An 18,424-nucleotide genomic window follows, 5' to 3' on the forward strand; every position below is an offset into this window, starting at 1 on the left:
AGCGAGGAGATGCCGATTGATATGGTGTTAAATGCAAATAAATCGTCATCCTATTTTCCTAAAACACTTTCTTTACAGCCCAATCCAGCCGTCTGCGATACTCGCGCATCCTATCCAGATAGGCACGATGTCGCTCAGGATCACTACGTATCAGGTCGCGGTAGCGCTGAGCATACAGCCGTTGATAGTTGCGGATACGAACCCGCCAATGTGCCAGCTGCTCGGGTGTCATAGCGTCCAGCCGTGCTCGTCGGCGCGCCTGAATAACTACTCGATTCATCGCATAATGAGCAGCCATGTACTGCCTAATTGCCTCTCGGTTAGCTGGGTCGTTCCGCCACCGCTTACCAGAGGCATGCTGTATCTGACGAACCCGCTTGGCCAGCTCAACATCGAGCATCATCCGGTCAGTCAATCGTTGATAGCGTCTACGGTTAAACTCGGCATCAGCAGCAACACGTCGATGATAGTGCTCTTGATTTGTCTTGCGCCGCTGGACAGCAGCACAGGTATCAGAACACGTATTGCTGCGCGGCCTATCCGATAATACCTTGTTGCCACAAATCAGGCACTCTGGCCGCTGACACCAGGAGCACTCTCGCCATCCGCGCTGGGTAAGTAGGCTCTGGGCAACCGTCTCTTGTCGGCCACAATTGCACACTACAAGCCAGGCAGTCTGCTCACGTCCGAATTTGATTCGTCCATTCGTTGCAAGTACACGTAACCGACCGAAGCGCCTACCAGCTAGATTAAGCGGAGCCGGCATCGTCGTGATTCCGCCACCAGCGCTCAACTGCCTCGATTATGCACACCTCCTGAAGGTAGGTTAATTCGGCAAGCTTATGATTCATAATCACAGCATCAACATCCCATTTGAACGCAAGACCATCTTCAAGAGAATCCTCCCATCCCATTGCCAGACTGCCACGAATCATTGCAGCTGGTTCGCTGGAAACACCGCAAAGCATGTCCCGCAAAGCATTCCACTCAGCTTCGCTAAAGTGCTTCTCAATGCGTTCACGGCGAAGGATTTCAGCATAGCGATCTCCAATTACATTGACGCGTCTGCTCGTAGTGATACCAGCCCTTTCGCCTGTGACGCCAATAATGGCGTCCAGTTGAGGGCCAATATGAATTCCGGCTTTCTTGGTCATAATGTCGCCTTTATGAAAGGTTACTCAGGCACTATGGCCAGTAAAGGATATTGATTAAAACTCGCTGTGAGACTCGCAGAACTCTATCCAGGCAGATTCTCGAATGTTGCGCACGATATCTCGGAGCTGCTCTTCAGCATCAAGCCGATCAGCCCAAACCGAATCATTGGAAAAACCTGCCAGTATATGATGGTAGGTAACAGAAATGTCGTTGGTATCGAACCCAGCTTCGCTCGCTGACTGCTGCAATCTGGATTGAAGGAAAGAAGCATAGGCCTCGCCTGCGGCCTCAATATCATTCCACTCTGTACCGATGCTGTCAGATAGAACGTTAAGACGAACAGTTGCTACTTTCATGATGTTGTCCTCTGTGCATGCCGTGCATCGATGCCGGCTTCTTCAGTGGTAATTCACGTTGCGTGAAATAATGATTATAAGAATAGGTGCACCTTGGTGCACCGTCAAGAAATAGGTATAAGATTATATTGAAAATATGATCAGTTTACTGCTGGGAGCAGATAATAACCGCTCGGGCCATCAGCACGCTGATATCGAATTTGGATATTCACGCATGCGGGAATACCCGATCCAAAAGCATTACCGATATTGAGCCGGCCATTGCCCTATGTTGTCACCATAAACAGAATGAAGTTCACTCATCACGAAAGCGGTTTCGATACCACCAAGGTCTTGCATAAATACGCGAACCACGAAGAATATGTAAGAACCTTTCCCATAAGACTCTAAAGGTCCAGCCTAGCTTTGCTAATCCAGCAAATACAATGATGATTCCGATAGCACTATAAAAAGTCCCCCAAGTCATATGAAATAGCCATATCAAGCATGGAAGAAAGGCTATAAAAGGAATGCCCATAATTGTTGGTGCTCGGCTTGCATGCCGCCAAATCGATTTCATAAGGCCTCTTTAAAGCGATCATTGAATGCCTTAGCGCCTGCTAATTCGATATATTCTGCTTTATCGATTCGTCCTTGCTCATATAGAACCCAAGCTTTATCCGCCATTGTTGCCCTTTGCTCTTCAAGCTTTGTACGAATCATCAAACTCCATTTTTCAGGCGGTTCATTCTGAAGAGTATTCCTTAACTCGCGGTCAAATATCACGTATTCGCGGATAGCTTGGCGGCGTCCATCTGTTGTTTTTAACAACCGTTGTACGACAATGACTCTAAGTGATCCTATCAAACGTGAAGCGATAGATGACTGTTGAGCAGGTGGGTAGACTTGAATCATACGATTGATCGTTTCTGCAGCTGATTCAGTATGAAGCGTGCCGACACATAGATGACCTGTCAGACTTGCCTCGACTGCTGCATCAACAGTCGGCAAATCACGTAGCTCACCGATTCCAATGATGCTTGGTTTTCTTCGCATTGCGTTTTTTAAGGCAGCCGGAAAATCAGTAATATCACGTCCAATTTGAGATTGGGCAGGCTGCGGACCACGCCAGTGTTCGCCCCCCAAAACAAATTCTATAGGATCTTCATAGGTGATTAATTTTCGATCAGGAAATACCTCACCCGCATAAACATAATTCGCTGTTAACAGGGTAGACTTACCCGATCCAGTGGGACCGCAGACGACTACTAAACCACTTCCGGGAAAGAACGCCCCAAATAAGTCTTGCTCAATATCCATTTCTAGGATGTTTGGCAGCTTGGTGGGAATCACACGCATGGTGATTGAGTAGGCCTCTTCTAAGCCCGCTATTCGGGCCTGGATAAAATTACAGCGGAACCTGATAATTTCCCCACGAGCTAAACCGTACTCTTCGCCTTGTAGTTCGAAAGACCTATCTGCACCCACCCCTCTGCGCATATGGCTTTCTAACTCTGCACCCCAAAGACCTGCAATGATAAGTGGCAGATTCCCTTGCTTTATTTTTTGAATACTACCCTTACGCTGCCGCCCATGAATCTCAGCCCACATATAATCGCCGCCCTGGACCAAGATATCCGAGACACCTTGCTCTGCTAAATATATGAGCGACTCTTTAAATGTATGAACGCTAAAATCACCCTTGAAATCGTATGGCTTCAAATCGTCAGCATTGATCATAGCCACCTCACTTTTTACTATCTGTTGAAGATGGGGATGGTTGAGGCCCTACAATCGGTGGTTGATTTGTGTCGGCTGATGGAATGATTTTTTTTCGAGGCTTATGAACCGTAGGTCGCCACTTATTGGGATCAGTTTCAAAAGAGGCTTTTTCAGTAAGTCTTCGCAACTTGTCACCAAGCATAAGTTGCTGGCCATCACCAGTTACTGTCTGCTCTGACTCTGCAATTCGTGTAGGTTTAATCAGATCATTCTGCAGGAGTGCCGAATACAACATCATTCCTGTCATGTCTCTTACCAGGCGGTTAAAATTAGCGTCCAGGATGTCATCTGCCTGTTTCTCCCCTTCAACCCAACCAGCCCGAACAGCCTTCTCCCAAATCTTTTGTTCCTGACTGTTTTGCGGCCTTGCTTCCATGACAGGTAAATCAACCGTCGAGGCAAAGGTCATTCCCGTAAATAGATAATCCCTCCATGTTGGAGGAACACTAACGAAACGCTCCTCTCTGTGAATTTTGTAGACCTTGTTAGCTGTCCGCACTTGGTCAGGGGCGAAGGCAGCGACATCTTGTGCCTCAACAATGACAGGCGGGAGCGTTCCTGACCTACTGATCAAAGGCGCAAATTGATACTCCATACTCAACGCATGGTTACGTTTTTCTAGGGCTTTGACTAACTCTCTACTACGTGCTGCCATCCCACCACGAAAGCCTACTGTGGTCCCGGCCTCGTTAAGCATTTGAGTACGTAGATCTGTTATACCCGAAGACACCTTGGATTCAGGATGCATTAGAGATTCAAGAGATACAGAATCATCTTCCTGCCAAGTCTTAGGGGCATTGGCTGTTGATGCCGCATCTAATTGGGGCGGTTCACCAGCTAAAACGATGCCACTAACAAAAAAGGGAAGTGTGGCGACGGCAAAGCGCTTCATTTGCGTTCCCCATCAGCTCTGAGGCCGGTTATAGTGCAAGACAATTTTGGAAGGTTCTTCAATAAGGTTTGCTCGATAGCCAATCTGGGCTCTTAGCATCCCGATTACGACGCTGTAGGGCGTGGCCTTAACGTCTATGCTGACGGGCAGGGGGACTCTCACCCCCATAAAAGAAAACTGAACATTGCGATCATGAGCAAGTTTGTTTAGAAGCTGTAGCGCATCGCCTTGCCAGTGGACTGAAACCAGCTGGTTATTTTCCAGAATCGACTGTGGGAATTGCGGCCTTGCCTGGTTGAGAGCGCCGGCTTGGTATAAATCAGCTTGAGCTGCTTGAATCTTTCGGGCGGCATCTAAGATTTTCTGATCAACTAGCACTTGTGCGTCATCGACTTTGGGTTTTGATGCACAGCCAGTGAGAACTGTTGCAGCAAGAAGCGTAGCAACAATAGAGTAGCGATAGTATGCCATGGGGCACCTCACGTTTTTTTTCGTATTCATGCTACTATACGGAATATTAAGACGTAAACCTAGCGAATTTATCGACGCGGGCGGGAAATCCGACGATCCTTTTCTGCCTGGCCTTCCATTTCGCGTTTGATGGCTTCTTGAGCTGCATCCTTGAGCTTCACATCTATCTGTTCGGTAACTAGCACAGATATTGCGTGACGCTTGAAAGCTTCGGTTCCTGTGAAATCGAAACTTGCACCGTATTTCTCCCTCGCATGCATCACAGCTGCTAATACCTTCTGTGTCGACTCCCCTCTGGCGAGAATCTCAATATATGGTCCATGATCAACAAAGCATGGTTTGTCTGTGTTTACCCTGTAAACCACAGCACCATCTCTACGAACCCGATATGTCACGTCAGGACTCTCTGATTTAGCTAAAGGTTCGGAGGGCTCGGTAGACTTGATTCCATTTACGGAATTGTTCGTGAAGCTTCTAGACAACTCCGATTCTTTTCTTTTCTCCGCATACGCAAAAGCTCTAAGTTGACTAATGGCAGCTTGCTCTCCAAGGGCTGCCTGTTTCTCAACCCACTCCTTATAAGAGAGTCGTTTGTTGGCTGGACTATTCTTCAAAGCTTCACGCTCAACTTTGAGCTTGCGTTTCAAACGCTCTCTGTTCCGTAGAGTTTCAAACGCAATAATACTGTATTGAGCTTTTCGAGCTGCCGGGTCTGAGACTGTTGTTTTAACTAGCAACCGTTTTCGTCTGCTTTCATCCCTGATTGCAGCAAATTGCGCTTTAACGTCCGCAGTGTTTAAACGCTGAAAAACAAAAGTTTTCTTATAATCGTTGTATTGCTCACGAAGTTTCCTTCTGGCCTCAGCACGCTCTTGTCTACGTTCTTCTCGAATATTAGGGTCACGTTTAGGCTCAACGAATTTATTATATTTAATTATTGGCTTTATGTTCGGACTTGAATTTTGAAAGTCGCCTAGCCTTTTTAATAGTCTAGATTTTGATAACTGCTCATGCATATCACTAGCTTTAATAGGCGTAGTCTTATCATTGAATAAATCATAAATTGCAAAGCCTTGTCCTTTTTCCTTAAGAGCGAGTCCATATTTAGCCAATACATCGTGCAGCTGTTGCCAAGTTAGATCACTATTTTTTAGAGCTGCGGTAAGTGCCTTACGTGGTTCTGCTCGTGCATATGAAAACAAACTTTCCTCAGCACCATAACGCTCCATATCAGCGGCTTTAGTAGGTATTTTTCCTTTGGAATCAAATTTTGTGCTCGCCCAATCTATTACTTTTTTGCCTCCGCGCTCAAATACGGCGTGTGGTCCATTGTCATGAGTCCATCCATATTTTATTTCAAGCTCCCGCATAGCTCTATCGAGCTTGAAATAATCACGGTCAGGATATACAGCATTAAACGAGTCGGGATTAACTCGATTAACTGCTATATGAAGATGCACGTTATCGGTATCCCTATGAATGGCGAAAACATATTGATGCCCTTCCATTCCAACAGCTTTTACAGCATGTAATCCACACGCGAAAGCTTGTGAATCGCTCGGTGACTCATGACTAGGCCAAGAAAGTATTACGTGATAGACAGGATCGTCGACACGTGCATTTTGTGCAGCTACTGCCTTCATCTCTGCGCTGGCACTACTTAGCGATAGGCAATTATGCTGACAAACAATCCCTGATGGAGAGATTACTGTTTGGGCATCACCTAAGAGTCTTCCTGATTCGAGGTCGTCAATAACGTCTGATTCATCTGAGCTATACCCTCGCTTATGGGCGCTAGGAGCGCTCTTAATTGAGGTTCTACGGGCTCGGGCACGCTCTTGAAAGTCTCGGTCAACTCCTGGAGCTTGTCGGAGATAGTTTGCTGCTGCCCGTAGATGGTCTCTAGCAGAGGAAATACTTCGTTGATGTTTATTGTCATCTACGCCTCCTTGAGCTTGTGCGTCATTTGAATAGCCAAAGTCTGCATCTCCAAACCCATCGGGGTAGACAATTTCTCGACGACTTCCATTACGGATTCTGATGGCATTTGCATCAAGTGCAGTAACTCGTCTAACTGCCTGCAGATGATGATTTGCTGCGCGGAGATTTGCTCCAGCTTGCTTAAGAATTTTGTCGTATCTTGTTCTGTCGCTTGGATCGAGCTCATCAGTTAGTGACTCCTTATCCTCTTCCCGGTTGGTCATGTATTCAACCAGGTCTTTGAATGATGTTTTCTTATCTTTACGTCGATCAGGGACTTTGGGAATCATCCACTATTCCCCAATCCTGGCAATTGTTTGCCGGATCTCAATAAGTATTGCAGAGTATTCTTTGGAGAATACGCCCTTACCCTCGTTGAAAAGATGCTTCTGTAAGCCACCAAGCCGCCGTAACTCATTCAGGATATGAGCGTCCATCTTGGAGCGTGTTTGACGCCCTAAGGCTGCCTTAAGAAGAAACTGTCCAATACTCATACCGCAGTCACGTGCTTTTTGACGAACTGCGTCTTCTTCATCTTCGTAGCAGCGTATAGCCGGGAGTCGTCCTGTCCGGCGTCTGGTTTCACTATCACTCATACATCACCTTATTCAGCAGTGTGACATGTGCTGTCGGGGTCTCGGGGCTTGCCCTGAGCAGGGAGGTAGGCTTAGCAGAGGGAGTGGAACGACTGGAGCGTGCCGGTTGTACGTACGCCATTTTTGGCGGGAGTACAAACCCTACCCTGTCCCAAACCTAAGTACCTTCTTCATAGCAATATAGAATAGTTTTGCATGATACTCAAAATACAAAACGAGTAAGCAAAAAATCAGCTATCAAAGAGGAGGGGGATGAAAAAAAATTGACGCAGGCAAAGAACAATCACGGAGAGGTCCAAGATTTTTTAGTGACCAAATCTGATAATCGAGCGGAGATACCTAGAAGATTACCCAGGCGACGATCTAGAAATTACTGAGCAACTTAAGAATGACGGTTTGGAAGAAGATTTTGAAGAAGTGTTGCGAAGCCTCATTGCTAATCCTGCTGATGCCTGAGAGACATCTCAGCAAAAACCTACGCTACATTTTGGAGAAAGCTTGGTAGAGAGTTTGGAGAGTAATTTCAGAAGCATTGAAGCTGATTCCGCTGATCCTTTTGAGACGTTCCAGCAACGACCTGGAATGGGTTTTGGAGAAAGTCAGGATATGGTTTGGAGAACGCAAGGAGAAGATTCTGAGAAAATTTGGATATTTTTTTTCGCAAGCATCAACCAGCTAGGAGACAAGCTTTTAAGAAGATCATGCGACGATTTAAAGATCCTCACAGCGTACCAAAAAAGACAACGCAGCTAAGAAAATAGAGACACTCTAGAGACGTTTTTTAGCAACCGAGTAGAAATCCTAGAGAAACTGGAGTAGTCTTTTTTTAGGTTTACAGATTTTCGTATTCTGTCCTGAATGCGGAATCACAGCTGAGGATTGATTCTTGCTGGATCGAAGCCATCCTGTCATGCATTCCTCAACATACAATGAGCTATTTATTTTTATGAAGAGACCTACAAGAGCTGATATCGAGGAGCTACGGAAAGCTTTCAAAGAGTTTCCTCCACCTAAGCGGGATGAGAACGAGGCGATTACCAAAGCTGAGCTTATCGAAGGTTTGTACGATGACCTTCAATGCTTGGTAGAAATGGGTCACTCATGGAATGCCATATCAAATTTTATTATGGAACGAATGAATATGGACATCCCTGCAATGACTTTGAAGACTTATATGGGAAAAATAAGAAATAAAAGAAATCAATCTGGAAAGAAAAGAGCAAAAACAGCTCCGGCTTCAAGCAAAAAATCTAATGTAGTACCTATCACTAACGATTCTGCTAGTAATAAATCTGCGATAGACAGGCAAAGTAGTACTAGAAAGAAAGCAGCCATTGGATCAGCTTCAAGCTATGGCGAATCCCATAAAAACTCATCTTTCACTCCACGTGAAGATAGTGACGATATCTGAGATCTCAAATGAATAATCCAATATATGTTTCTGGTGGTAGTAAAGGTGGTGTAGGTAAGTCAATCAACACAATGGGACTTATCCATACTCTAAGAAGTGCTGATCAAGAAGTACTACTTATAGAGTCCGACACCTCCAACCCTGATGTATGGAAACTTTACAAAGATGAAATAAAAACTGAGTTGATTGACCTAGATGATGCAAACGGCTGGATTGATCTTGTAAATATCTGTGATATGAACCCAAGCCTCAATGTTGTTATAAATACCGCTGCAAGAAACAACAGGGGTGTTACTGCATATGGCGAAACACTAAACAACACACTCCAAGATCTTAATCGAAACTTAATTACTCTATGGGTCATAAACAGGCAACGGGATAGCCTTGAGCTTCTTAAGGAATACATGGATGCTTTACCGAACTCTGTAGTACATGTCGTCAGAAATGGCTATTATGGAGAAGAGCGCAAGTTTGAACTCTATAACGAGTCGAAAATTAGAAGATCGGTAGAGGATAAAGGTGGTAAATCTCTTACATTTCCAGAGCTAGCTGATCGGGTTAGTGATGATTTATATAGTAAGCGTTTTTCTATTGACAGAGCTATGAAAGAGTTGCCATTGGGTAACAGAGCCGAACTTACTCGATGGTTATCTGAAGTACGTAAAGTTCTAGGCGAGGTCATCGATGGATGATGTTAAAGAGGTTTTTGCTAGACTTCTCGATAGGCAGCCAAGCGATGAAGAGATCAAAAGGCTCTACCGGGTTAAGAATACACTAGGCATTCATGACAATGATGCTATTTGGCTCATAATCATGGCATTTGAGTCTTACGACAATCACTTCAAACAATATCCACAAGCTATAGCTGACTATTCTTCAACGCTGCTTTCAGAACATCGTAAAACGTTCACAGCGATGGCTGATGCCGAAAGCAAAAAAGTCATGGCCTCTCTCAGTGAAGAGGTAAGACGTACCAGTGAGAAGATCGCCAACCGTAGTTCTACAGCTGCTTGGTTCCAATCATGCGGATGGCTTCTTATAGGACTCTGTTGTCTAGGCGGGTTATGTATGTTTGTAGGAGCTGTATTAACGTCTGGTAGAGTTCCCTACTGGGCTCATTTTATGCCAGGTGAAAGCATGTTTAGCTTTTTGCTCAACTCACTGGCTAGAGCCCCATCTGGATGGTTGATGGCAATAGGCGGATCTACATTTTCCCTGGTATCGCTTTGGAAAGTACGACATGAAGTACTTGCAGGAAGAAACCTCAGTCTCGTTGCTTCGGCACTGGCATTAACTAGCTTGTCTGTGATGTGGCTATATCCATTGTTTTAGAGGCGTGTTTCTATGGCATCTACGATTATGCAAGTTGAGTTTTATCATCTTCTCTGCTCTGAAACTGCATCGATTAATCCGTCTCCAGAAAGTCTCCTAAAGCGAAAAACCCCTCCCACCTACAAGCTCGGCGGACTATTCTTGGTCTTGCTGGAGGATCGAACTGTGATTTCTGGTCGATGGAGTAGTTTGACCCAATCATTCAGCTACGTTGACGGCCATTCTATTCCCACTTCGGTTATCAAAGCCTGGGCACCGCTTCCGACCTCTCTACCACGCAGCTATGAGGAACTGGAGACGATGGTATTCAACACCGATCCTTCATTTGCCAAAGACATGTTTGACAAGGTTATTGCAGAGGAGCGAGACCACATTGAAATGGCAATCAAGACTGCCATTGCCTGCGGAGTACTTGGATTTGAAACAACCTTTCCAGAGTATCGGGTCTGCAATCCTAATAATCATAGCTGGTAAGTCGAAATCATGGCCGTAGGCAGGAGTCGATTGCCTACCTACTAATACATCTCACAAATCGAGGAACACTTATGAATCAAAAAGATTTCTTCTTTGGCCAATTTTATGAGCGAGATGCGACGAAAGAGACTGCAGTAATACTCTCTGATGTTATACGAAAAGGGCATCTAGTTGGCTCGGCACACCTTACTGGACAGATCCGTCGCTTACTAAACGAGCAAAAGGGAATCGTTTTAACCGACGGCTCCTCAAGCCCCCCGTTTGATGACTTCATCAATCTGCTAGAACATGATCAGATCGGCTACATACGCATAAGCAACCGTACCGACGTCAATCCAAACCTCAAAGCAACTCTGGAATGCACTTTATTATTTGTAGAAGGACCATTGCCTGTCATTGCGCATTGGACTGCCTATAAAGAACTTCGCGCCTGGGAAATCGTACGCACCTTGCTTATTCCATTGCGCAGATCTGGCTTAATTAACAGAACCGTTTACATGGACGGGAACGATGAGAAGACAATGCCAGCCGATACAGCGGATCAAGTCAAACTCCTTTTCAGATTGACGGGTCACTCTTTTGATCCAGTCATTCATGGTCAGATGGATGAGTATGTCTCACAAATAGAAGCCCCACCCAAATCTTCATTCTTCTAACTCACACACCAAAGCTGATCCAGGCGGGTTGTATAGCTTTGGCTCATCAACTGTCGTCGCATAGACCAGCCAGGGGCGGCAGTTATCCGAGCTGGTCTAAGCGTGCCTTTACCAAACTTCCTATTGATACTGTCCATCGTACTCATGAGTCGGTCGGCACTCGCCGATTGCTCAGGCTGAAATAGATTCATGGAGTACTCGCCACGCTGCCTTAGATCCATGAGCAGGATTTCAGACTTTGCATATCCATAGCCTTCTCTGTAGATGTGCTTGAGTCCATACAGGGCGTACTGGACGAGCACGCGCGTGTCATCGGTTGGGTAGGGCAGGTTCACAATAGCGCCGTTAGAGTAGCGATCCTCAGGCAGGCAATGCATGCTGGTCTGAATACCCACACGCATGACTAGACAAAGCGACTGCTGCGCCCTGAGCTTTTCCGCAGCCCGTGCCGTATAGCTGGCCACTGATTCCGCGACATCACTAAACGAATATTGGCGTTGACCAAACATGCGGCTGGTACAGATCACTTGTTTAGGTGCAGTTACCTCTTCCAGATCGATGCACGAGATGCCGCGCAGCTCGCGTACCGTCTTTTCCAGAGTTACGTTAAACATCTTGCGGATCGACCATGCGTCATACTGCGCGAGATCCCAGGCCTTCCCGATGCCGAGCATGTTGAGCTTTTCGTTGAGTCGTCGCCCTACGCCCCACACGTCACCGACATCGATGTGCTGTAGCGCTCGGTTACGGCGGTCAGGATCACACAGGTCGAGTACGCCGCCAGTAGATTTATGCCACCGCTTTGCTGAGTAGCTAGCGAGCTTTGCTAACGTTTTTGTTGTGCCTATACCAACGCCAACTGGAAGCCCTGTGCATTTGTAGACACGTGCCTTGATTTGGTGCCCTAGATCCTCCAATGAGCCGCGCATTCCACTGGTATCCACAAACAGCTCGTCTATGCTGTAACACTCAGAGCGGGACACCATAGATTCTATGACAGCCCTCATTCTTGCGCTCATGTCGGCATAAAGCTCATAATTTGAGCTAAAAACCTTGACATTCAAGCGCTTAAGTTCGTCCCGGACTTGGAAGAAAGGAACTCCCATCTTAATGCCCAATTGTTTGGCTATCCTGCAGCGGGCCACGATCGCCGAATCATTGTTCGATAAAACAACAATAGGCGTATTTTTTAGATCTGGTCGAAAGACTCTTTCACAGCTGCAATAGAACGAGTCCGCATCCAGAAGCATGAAAGCTCGGTTCGGCTCAGACATGACCGCGATGGGTACGCAGACTGCATCGTACAACGCCCCAGACTTCAAAATCATCGCCTTCAAGGATAAGGCGAGGCTTGTAGAGTGGATTATCAGATATAAGAGCGGGAATTGTATCAATATATCCGAGCCGCTTTACAACTGGCTCGCCATTGATTGCAGCAATGATTACATCACCAGGTACTGCATCAACTGAGCGGTCAACAACTAGCAGATCACCATCATAAATACCACTGCCTATCATGCTGTCGCCATGTGCGCGTACCAGATACGTATGCGGTGCTTGAATGTCGAGCAGCTGGTCCAGTGAGATTCGCTCTTCTAAATGGTCCTGGGCCGGACTTGGGAATCCTGCAGGTACACGATAGCCGTAAAAGGGAAGCGTTAGATCCATGGCCAATAGAGGCCCTAAAAAGGTGACTGTTAAAGGTTGCATGACGACTTCCAGCGGCATGATGGCATGTATTTATATACAGCATGGCTAGATATACAGATATCGTCAACACACATGGGCAAAAGAGCCACCTTGGCTGTCTAAGGAAAGCTCTGTTGTTATTCCACGATTTACTAATCTGATTTCAATTTGCGTGCACGGTGCCTACGAGGCTCATAGAAAATCCGATCACGCTCCTCTTCTGAAAGTGACTGATACCACGCTCGGCACTTCTCCCGATGTGCTTCCCAAGCAACCGGGTCTTCTATAAGTTTCTGACGCCATACCATGCGTTCCGCACGCTTTTCCGCCTTTATTTGCTCATGGCGTGCAGGGTCTTCGCGTCGGAGCCTAGCGTTCCAATCTCGCAACCGAGCTGCAGCTTCGGCCCGGAATACCCTAGCAAAATCCGGGTCACTGCTAAGCTTAGCGCGTAGCTTGGCTAGATAATTCTTACGCGTGGTTTTCCATGCAGCGGAGTCCTTAACGCGTTGATAACGTTCTTTCTCGATGCGGCGAGTACGCTCTTTTCGGCATGACTCACTGCATGTCTTGGGAGGGTGGCCATGACGATTACCCTTAGCCCGCTCTGGAATAGGCTGCCCGCAGATGGGGCATGGATTGGCAGGAGTCATCTAGCGCGCTCTAGCTCGGCCTCATGACCAAGCATGTCTATCATGTAGCAGGCTCCCTGTTCATCCAGCATAGACACGCCACGAAAACCGAGTATCTTGGCCGCCTTTGCAGTGGTGGCTTGTATATCCCACGACAACTCGCCAGCATCAGCGGCATCAATATCATCGAGGCTGAAAACGTCAATGCGCTGGGAGATGAGTTCTTCAGCAGTGCCTTCGTCACAGCCAACCATCCGCATCACACCCTCAACCAGGGGCGACAGATCAGCTGCATTGGGATGATAGAACAGCGAACCAGCCTCTATGATGTCATTCTCGTCTACAGTTATTCGGTACGTTACAAACTCTTCTGTAGTCATTACGTATTCATCAACTGCGAAACACAAGAACTCGAAGAAACGACCATCAGTGTTAATAGTTGTAATTTCACTTGGGCTGGTGTGAAACAGTTCCATGTATATTCTCCTGGTATTGGATTGCCAATCTGCACCTAACAAAACCAAGGCAAAATAATCCTTCCTAGTTTTTACTCCGTTTGCGATGGACCCAAAGTTTTGCAATGAAAATGCCCAGCGGAATAACAATGATTTGGGAGGCAACAAGCATTGCAATAGCAAATATCTGATTGTTATCAAGCCATGAAGCAGTGACATTGCCTGCATAAAGTATCGAGCCAACAATGGCAAACGCAACATCTTCAGGCATCAGCTGATTAACAAACCACACTGCAGCAATAAACATTAGGAACTTCTTCATATCATCCTCATAAATAATCAAGCCACAAAGATAACGTCACACATCACACCCAACAAACGGAAATGAAACTCGCCAATTCTATCTGGCAGATAGAGCATCTTTTAAGTCAAATCCCGCCACTTGGTTATATTTCTATCATCGATGTCCAGCCCAAAGCAGACTTTTACTCTGTTGCAAACCGTTTCTGTCTGGCCATTAATAAGGATCAACCCCTTACCTAGAAATCGTCCAAATAAGGACCGCTGTTGACTGGCAGTTAACCGACCTGACCAAGAGCCCCAAACGGAACCCTCCTGCTCTAAAAGGAAAAGGGCCATGTTAGCTGCATAATCCGGCTGAGATTTGAGGGTACTTGAGTTAACTAGAGACTGTTTCATGTTTGACTCCTGCGAAGGCTTGACCCGAAGCGGTTGCCGCCGCCTGTATCGGGGCTGGTAGGACTGCCCTACCAACACAGATAGTATCGCCTATCCAGCCTTAAATGTCAATTCCTGTATAACTATATTATACGTAATAATACGCTTGACGCTCTTCGGGCGATGCTCTAGCTGGTGAGTCGTTTGTGACCCATAAACCCTAGCGCGACCGCTTGCGGTCGCTTCCGATTGCATAACTTACAAGCAGCGCTACCGCTGCTGGTGGTGCCCTGCGCAGTATGAGTTCGTAGCGACAGGCCGGTGGACCTCGGGACGGGCCGCCGTCAAGGGCAGAAGCGAAGCGTCCCTGGACGGCATAGGCACGGCTCGTGGTACACCTTTTGGACTGTGCTGCAACTCATCCAGCAGGGCACCTGGTACGGGATCGCAGAAGACATGCGGCAAGCCTTGCCGTAGCAAGGCGCTGCAAGGGCGAGCGGAGCGCTGCAAGGCCGGCTTGCCGGCCTGGAAGGAGTGAGCCGAGCGCAGCGAGGGAAGGATGCCGCCCGAAGGGTCGAGACCCCGGCTCGACAGGCAGCCCGACCCAAAGGGGCACTCCCAGTCATAAACGTCACTTGGTGTATATGATCAAAATTAACTGATAAAAAAGCATTGGCAATTCGATACTGCTCGCATATACTTAAATCATCTTTCAGCAGTATTGACTCCTGCGGAAAGCCTAGCCCGATGTATCTTGCCGGATCTCGGGCTTCTCTATTTCTGGTGATCGCTAATCATTGATCACCATGCTCGATCAAGGAAAATAGAAAAGGCCATGATGCAATCACGGCCTTTTTTTATCCTCACTTCTTAGTCATGGCTTCATAGGCCCGTCTTACCAGTTCGCGCTCGTCTTCCTTCGAAAAATCAGCTGGACGATCCTCGTACGCCGTAGCGACATCGTATGCATCATAGAACGCCTCAAAATCATCATACTCATCAATGCCTTCCCCATCGAGCCATGTATCGATGAATCGTATGACGTCATTTAACGTTACTTCATGCTTAAAATTCATTGCTCAGCCCTGCTCTCATGTGACGCTTGAAGGAGCCTTGCAAGCGCAAGCTTGCAAGGCTCGCGTTGGTCAGCTGCGGAGCGCTTTCATTTGCTCAGCCATTTTCCAAAGCGCTTGGTTCAACTTTAAGTTGGTATCCATGCCTTTCACTTCACGCGTTTTCGTTCTGCGTCCCTTCGCATTTCGAGCTGGCACGTTGCCTTTGATCATGTTTTCCTGAACACGGTTATATGTCGTCCAGAGATCATTTGAGCGATCCTCGTAGCGCTTTGGCTCTAGAATTGCCCATTCCGTAACTGGAAACGCAGCGTTCGGATTTTTGGAATCGGCATAGCGATATTCCAGAGCGGCATGGGCAAAGATCTCTTGTTCCTCTCGGCTCAAGTTGATTTGCTTCATAATATCTTTGTGTTCGTTCACTGCCTCGAACCCCTCCAGAACCTCATAAGCTCCCTCGATTACCTGCCCCACCACGTCACCACGGTGAGGAACGCGAACATCTGAGATATTCTCTCCACAAACTAGCCCATTCGAGCAAACGAACCGGAACATACCTGAGAGCATCTGGTAGCTGGAGCTGCCATCATGAGAATTCAGAAGAATAATCTCATTAGCTTCTCGGTCGTTGATTTGCTCACGATGACGCAAGCGCAGCATATGTTTTGTATGCTCCCGCTTTTCATCATTACGAACTGCTGTCTGGCACACCATGAAAGGCATAAACCCCTCTTTACGAAGATGGTTTAGCACATCAATAGTAGGGATATAGGTATATCTGTCTGAGCGCGTTTCATGTTTATCAAGCGCGAAGATGCTTGGAGCCACGCTTGCAATCTGGCTATCGTCCAGCGGGTGATCTTTGCGAAGCTGGGTAATGGCTCGAAATTTTGAAGCTAGCATAAAAAGACTCCTGCGAAAGATGGACCCGAGGCGGTTGCCGCCGCCTGTATCGGGGTTAGTAGGAATGCTCTACCAACAGAGACAGTATCCCCTATCTGGGCTTTTATGTCAATGCGTGTATAATTAATACATACATGATTATACGCTTAATGCTCCTCCGGTGATGCTCTAGCTGGTGAGCCGTTTGCGACCCATAAACCCTAGCGCGACCGCTTGCGGTCGCTTCCGACTGCATGACTTACAAGCAGCGTTACCGCTGCTGGTGGTGCCCTGCGCAGTATGAGTTCGTAGCGACAGGCCGGTGGACCTCGGGACGGGCCGCCGTCAAGGGCAGAAGCGAAGCGCCCCTGGACGGCATAGGCGCGGCTCGTGGTACACCTTTTGGACTGTGCTACGGCTCATCAAGCCGGGCACCTGGTACGGGACCGAAGAAGACATGCGGCAAGCCTTGCCATAGCAAGGCGCTGCAAGGGCGAGCGGAGCGCTGCAAGTCCGGTTTACCGGACTGGAAGAAGTGAGCCGAACGCAGTGAGGGAAGGATGCCGCCCGAAGGGTCGAGACCCCGGCTCGACAGGCAGCCCGAACCAAAGGGGCACTCCCAGTCCTGAGAGTTCCCGCATGCGTGAATAAATCAAATATCGGCTAAATTGTCGTCTGTGCTGCAAATATCGAGACCAACACTAAGAAGCTCATCTGCGATAGCACATAAAGCATGGTCAGGCCACTCAGGTACATCCAAAAGCTTATGAATACGGTCCAGACATTCGCTCCGCTCAACCAGCATAGTTAGCTCAGTTTGGGTAAGAACGACGTTATCTAATACTAGAAATTCCGAAGAGGGATTCGTTTGCATGATCTGACTCCTGCTAAAGAGATTTGCCAAAGCGGTTGCCGCCGCCAATATCAATCTGGGAAAAAGTTAGTTCCAATCTCTGGGAATGAATAAGGGCGCGCTTAGCGCCCTTATTGCTTAGTTTTTAGGGTCTTCTTTCTGTTTAACTGCGGGTCGTTTTGCCATAAACGAAACAGTGGCTAGAAGAAGCGCAGCTTGTGCAAGAAGCCACCAAGTACTTGTGCTTATCATTCACTTTCACCTCTTCGCTTAATCAAACCGAATACCCATAAGACCAATCCAACGGCAAAAAGTATCTGGCTGTGAGATTCAGGTAGTTTATCAGAAGGAATCAACCAGCCGACGAATCCGGCTATGATCATCCCCTGCCCTATCTTGCGTGCATCCTCTCTCAAACCTTCAATGTCGAATTGAAGGTTTTGCCATAGTGATTTTAGTCTACCCCAACTTTTTTTCATAAACGATTTCCTTATCATTTACTCCCAATCATAAACGGGTAGCTCATCAGTGGTGCCGTATGCCTGATCTAGTCGCACCCACGGACCTCTTTTCATCACTCTCAACCAATTGCGGATAAGGGTAAGGCACACGGGCACAGATCCCTCATCTGAGAACTCTTCCAAGTATAAAAACCAGCCGTGCTCATACTTGGCACACGTACACCACTTATTTCTATCACCCATTTCATCAAGGATTTTCGCTGTTTCATGATCGATGTGGGCAGTGCTAATGACAGGGATTACTTGAACAACCAACTCGTTAGCTGTTTCTTGTAAAGATAATTCGTTGCTCATAAAAAGACTCCTGCGAATGATGGACCCGAGGCGGTTGCCGCCGCCTGTATCGGGATTAGTAGGAATGCCCTACCAACAGAGACAGTATCCCCTATCTGGGCTTTTATGTCAATGCGTGTATAATTAATACATACATTATTATACGCTTGACGCTCCTTCGGTGATGCTCTAGCTGGTGAGTCGTTTGCGACCCATAAACCCTAGCGCGACCGCTTGCGGTCGCTTCCGATTGCATGACTTACAAGCAGCGTTACCGCTGCTGG

The 18,424-nt window shown here is 47.2% G+C and carries 25 protein-coding genes; 6 read left to right on the forward strand and 19 right to left on the reverse strand.

Annotated features, from left to right (window positions below; all coding sequences use genetic code 11):
• Positions 1–58 precede the first annotated feature (58 nt).
• The 9 genes from IEX86_RS20195 to mobA all read right to left on the reverse strand — a co-directional run bounded on the left by IEX86_RS20195 (position 59) and on the right by mobA (position 7,211).
• Positions 59–766 (reverse strand): hypothetical protein, encoded by a 708-nt coding sequence (locus IEX86_RS20195; protein ID WP_188867949.1) that lies wholly within the window; start codon positions 764–766, stop codon positions 59–61.
• Positions 750–1,154, reverse strand: a complete 405-nt coding sequence (locus IEX86_RS20200) for a hypothetical protein (protein ID WP_188867950.1) — start codon at positions 1,152–1,154, stop codon at positions 750–752. Before IEX86_RS20200 ends, IEX86_RS20195 begins: the two co-directional genes overlap by 17 nt.
• Before the next feature lie 54 nt (positions 1,155–1,208).
• Entirely contained in the window at positions 1,209–1,511 is a 303-nt protein-coding gene (locus tag IEX86_RS20205; protein WP_188867951.1) for a hypothetical protein, read from the reverse strand.
• Between the two features lie 295 nt (positions 1,512–1,806).
• Entirely contained in the window at positions 1,807–2,070 is a 264-nt protein-coding gene (icmT, locus tag IEX86_RS25130) for an IcmT/TraK family protein (protein WP_268239878.1), read from the reverse strand.
• Entirely contained in the window at positions 2,067–3,230 is a 1,164-nt protein-coding gene (gene traJ, locus IEX86_RS20210; protein WP_188867952.1) for a plasmid transfer ATPase TraJ, read from the reverse strand. Before traJ ends, icmT begins: the two co-directional genes overlap by 4 nt.
• Positions 3,231–3,237: 7 nt before the next feature.
• Positions 3,238–4,164 carry a type IV secretory system conjugative DNA transfer family protein gene (locus IEX86_RS20215; RefSeq protein WP_188867953.1) on the reverse strand — a complete coding sequence of 309 codons (927 nt, stop codon included), beginning with the start codon at positions 4,162–4,164 and terminating at the stop codon, positions 3,238–3,240.
• A gap of 12 nt (positions 4,165–4,176) precedes the next feature.
• Positions 4,177–4,635 (reverse strand): DotD/TraH family lipoprotein, encoded by a 459-nt coding sequence (locus IEX86_RS20220; RefSeq protein WP_188867954.1) that lies wholly within the window; start codon positions 4,633–4,635, stop codon positions 4,177–4,179.
• Positions 4,636–4,703: 68 nt separating this feature from the next.
• Positions 4,704–6,905 carry a TraI/MobA(P) family conjugative relaxase gene (traI, locus tag IEX86_RS20225; RefSeq protein ID WP_229685431.1) on the reverse strand — a complete coding sequence of 734 codons (2,202 nt, stop codon included), beginning with the start codon at positions 6,903–6,905 and terminating at the stop codon, positions 4,704–4,706.
• 3 nt (positions 6,906–6,908) lie between these two features.
• Positions 6,909–7,211, reverse strand: a complete 303-nt coding sequence (gene mobA / locus IEX86_RS20230; protein ID WP_188867955.1) for a plasmid mobilization protein MobA — start codon at positions 7,209–7,211, stop codon at positions 6,909–6,911.
• A gap of 886 nt (positions 7,212–8,097) precedes the next feature.
• Between mobA and IEX86_RS20235 the strand changes: the two genes are divergently transcribed.
• From IEX86_RS20235 to IEX86_RS20255, 5 genes are all read left to right on the forward strand, one after another.
• On the forward strand, positions 8,098–8,622 hold the full coding sequence (locus tag IEX86_RS20235; protein WP_188867956.1) for a hypothetical protein: 525 nt from the start codon (positions 8,098–8,100) through the stop codon (positions 8,620–8,622).
• An 8-nt stretch (positions 8,623–8,630) separates the two neighbouring features.
• Positions 8,631–9,314 carry a nucleotide-binding protein gene (locus tag IEX86_RS20240; protein ID WP_188867957.1) on the forward strand — a complete coding sequence of 228 codons (684 nt, stop codon included), beginning with the start codon at positions 8,631–8,633 and terminating at the stop codon, positions 9,312–9,314.
• Positions 9,307–9,954, forward strand: coding sequence for a hypothetical protein (locus IEX86_RS20245; protein WP_188867958.1), 648 nt, complete (start codon positions 9,307–9,309; stop codon positions 9,952–9,954). Before IEX86_RS20240 ends, IEX86_RS20245 begins: the two co-directional genes overlap by 8 nt.
• Positions 9,955–9,966: 12 nt before the next feature.
• Entirely contained in the window at positions 9,967–10,428 is a 462-nt protein-coding gene (locus tag IEX86_RS20250; protein WP_188867959.1) for a hypothetical protein, read from the forward strand.
• 71 nt (positions 10,429–10,499) lie between these two features.
• A complete protein-coding gene (locus tag IEX86_RS20255; RefSeq protein WP_188867960.1) occupies positions 10,500–11,084 on the forward strand; it encodes a hypothetical protein in 585 nt (194 codons plus the stop codon).
• Here IEX86_RS20255 and umuC read toward each other — a convergent pair.
• The 7 genes from umuC to IEX86_RS20290 form a co-directional block, all read right to left on the reverse strand.
• Positions 11,081–12,358, reverse strand: coding sequence for a translesion error-prone DNA polymerase V subunit UmuC (umuC, locus tag IEX86_RS20260; protein WP_188867961.1), 1,278 nt, complete (start codon positions 12,356–12,358; stop codon positions 11,081–11,083). The two genes, IEX86_RS20255 and umuC, sit on opposite strands and share 4 nt — an antisense overlap.
• Positions 12,351–12,794 carry a LexA family protein gene (locus IEX86_RS20265; protein WP_188867962.1) on the reverse strand — a complete coding sequence of 148 codons (444 nt, stop codon included), beginning with the start codon at positions 12,792–12,794 and terminating at the stop codon, positions 12,351–12,353. Before IEX86_RS20265 ends, umuC begins: the two co-directional genes overlap by 8 nt.
• Before the next feature lie 131 nt (positions 12,795–12,925).
• The gene (locus IEX86_RS20270; RefSeq protein ID WP_188867963.1) at positions 12,926–13,426 is read right to left on the reverse strand and encodes a hypothetical protein; all 501 of its coding nucleotides are present in this window, start codon (positions 13,424–13,426) and stop codon (positions 12,926–12,928) included.
• Positions 13,423–13,881: an AcrIF11 family anti-CRISPR ADP-ribosyltransferase gene (locus IEX86_RS20275; protein ID WP_188867964.1), complete on the reverse strand. Its 459-nt coding sequence runs from the start codon at positions 13,879–13,881 to the stop codon at positions 13,423–13,425. Before IEX86_RS20275 ends, IEX86_RS20270 begins: the two co-directional genes overlap by 4 nt.
• A gap of 64 nt (positions 13,882–13,945) precedes the next feature.
• Positions 13,946–14,182, reverse strand: a complete 237-nt coding sequence (locus tag IEX86_RS20280; protein ID WP_188867965.1) for a hypothetical protein — start codon at positions 14,180–14,182, stop codon at positions 13,946–13,948.
• A gap of 1,219 nt (positions 14,183–15,401) precedes the next feature.
• Positions 15,402–15,614, reverse strand: a complete 213-nt coding sequence (locus IEX86_RS20285) for a hypothetical protein (protein WP_188867966.1) — start codon at positions 15,612–15,614, stop codon at positions 15,402–15,404.
• A 69-nt stretch (positions 15,615–15,683) separates the two neighbouring features.
• Positions 15,684–16,514 (reverse strand): DUF932 domain-containing protein, encoded by an 831-nt coding sequence (locus IEX86_RS20290; protein WP_188867967.1) that lies wholly within the window; start codon positions 16,512–16,514, stop codon positions 15,684–15,686.
• Positions 16,515–16,747: 233 nt separating this feature from the next.
• On the opposite strand from IEX86_RS20290, the gene IEX86_RS20295 reads away from it, so the two are divergent.
• Positions 16,748–17,032, forward strand: a complete 285-nt coding sequence (locus tag IEX86_RS20295) for a hypothetical protein (protein ID WP_188867968.1) — start codon at positions 16,748–16,750, stop codon at positions 17,030–17,032.
• A gap of 113 nt (positions 17,033–17,145) precedes the next feature.
• On the opposite strand, the gene IEX86_RS20300 is transcribed toward IEX86_RS20295, so the two are convergent.
• The 3 genes from IEX86_RS20300 to IEX86_RS20310 all read right to left on the reverse strand — a co-directional run bounded on the left by IEX86_RS20300 (position 17,146) and on the right by IEX86_RS20310 (position 18,161).
• Positions 17,146–17,367 carry a hypothetical protein gene (locus IEX86_RS20300; protein ID WP_188867969.1) on the reverse strand — a complete coding sequence of 74 codons (222 nt, stop codon included), beginning with the start codon at positions 17,365–17,367 and terminating at the stop codon, positions 17,146–17,148.
• Positions 17,368–17,594: 227 nt separating this feature from the next.
• The gene (locus IEX86_RS20305) at positions 17,595–17,825 is read right to left on the reverse strand and encodes a hypothetical protein (RefSeq protein ID WP_188867970.1); all 231 of its coding nucleotides are present in this window, start codon (positions 17,823–17,825) and stop codon (positions 17,595–17,597) included.
• A gap of 18 nt (positions 17,826–17,843) precedes the next feature.
• Positions 17,844–18,161, reverse strand: coding sequence for a DUF5983 family protein (locus tag IEX86_RS20310; RefSeq protein WP_188867971.1), 318 nt, complete (start codon positions 18,159–18,161; stop codon positions 17,844–17,846).
• Positions 18,162–18,424: the final 263 nt, after the last annotated feature.

It is taken from the genome of Pseudomonas asuensis (assembly GCF_014646755.1).
Taxonomy (GTDB): Bacteria; Pseudomonadota; Gammaproteobacteria; order Pseudomonadales; family Pseudomonadaceae; genus Chryseomonas; species Chryseomonas asuensis.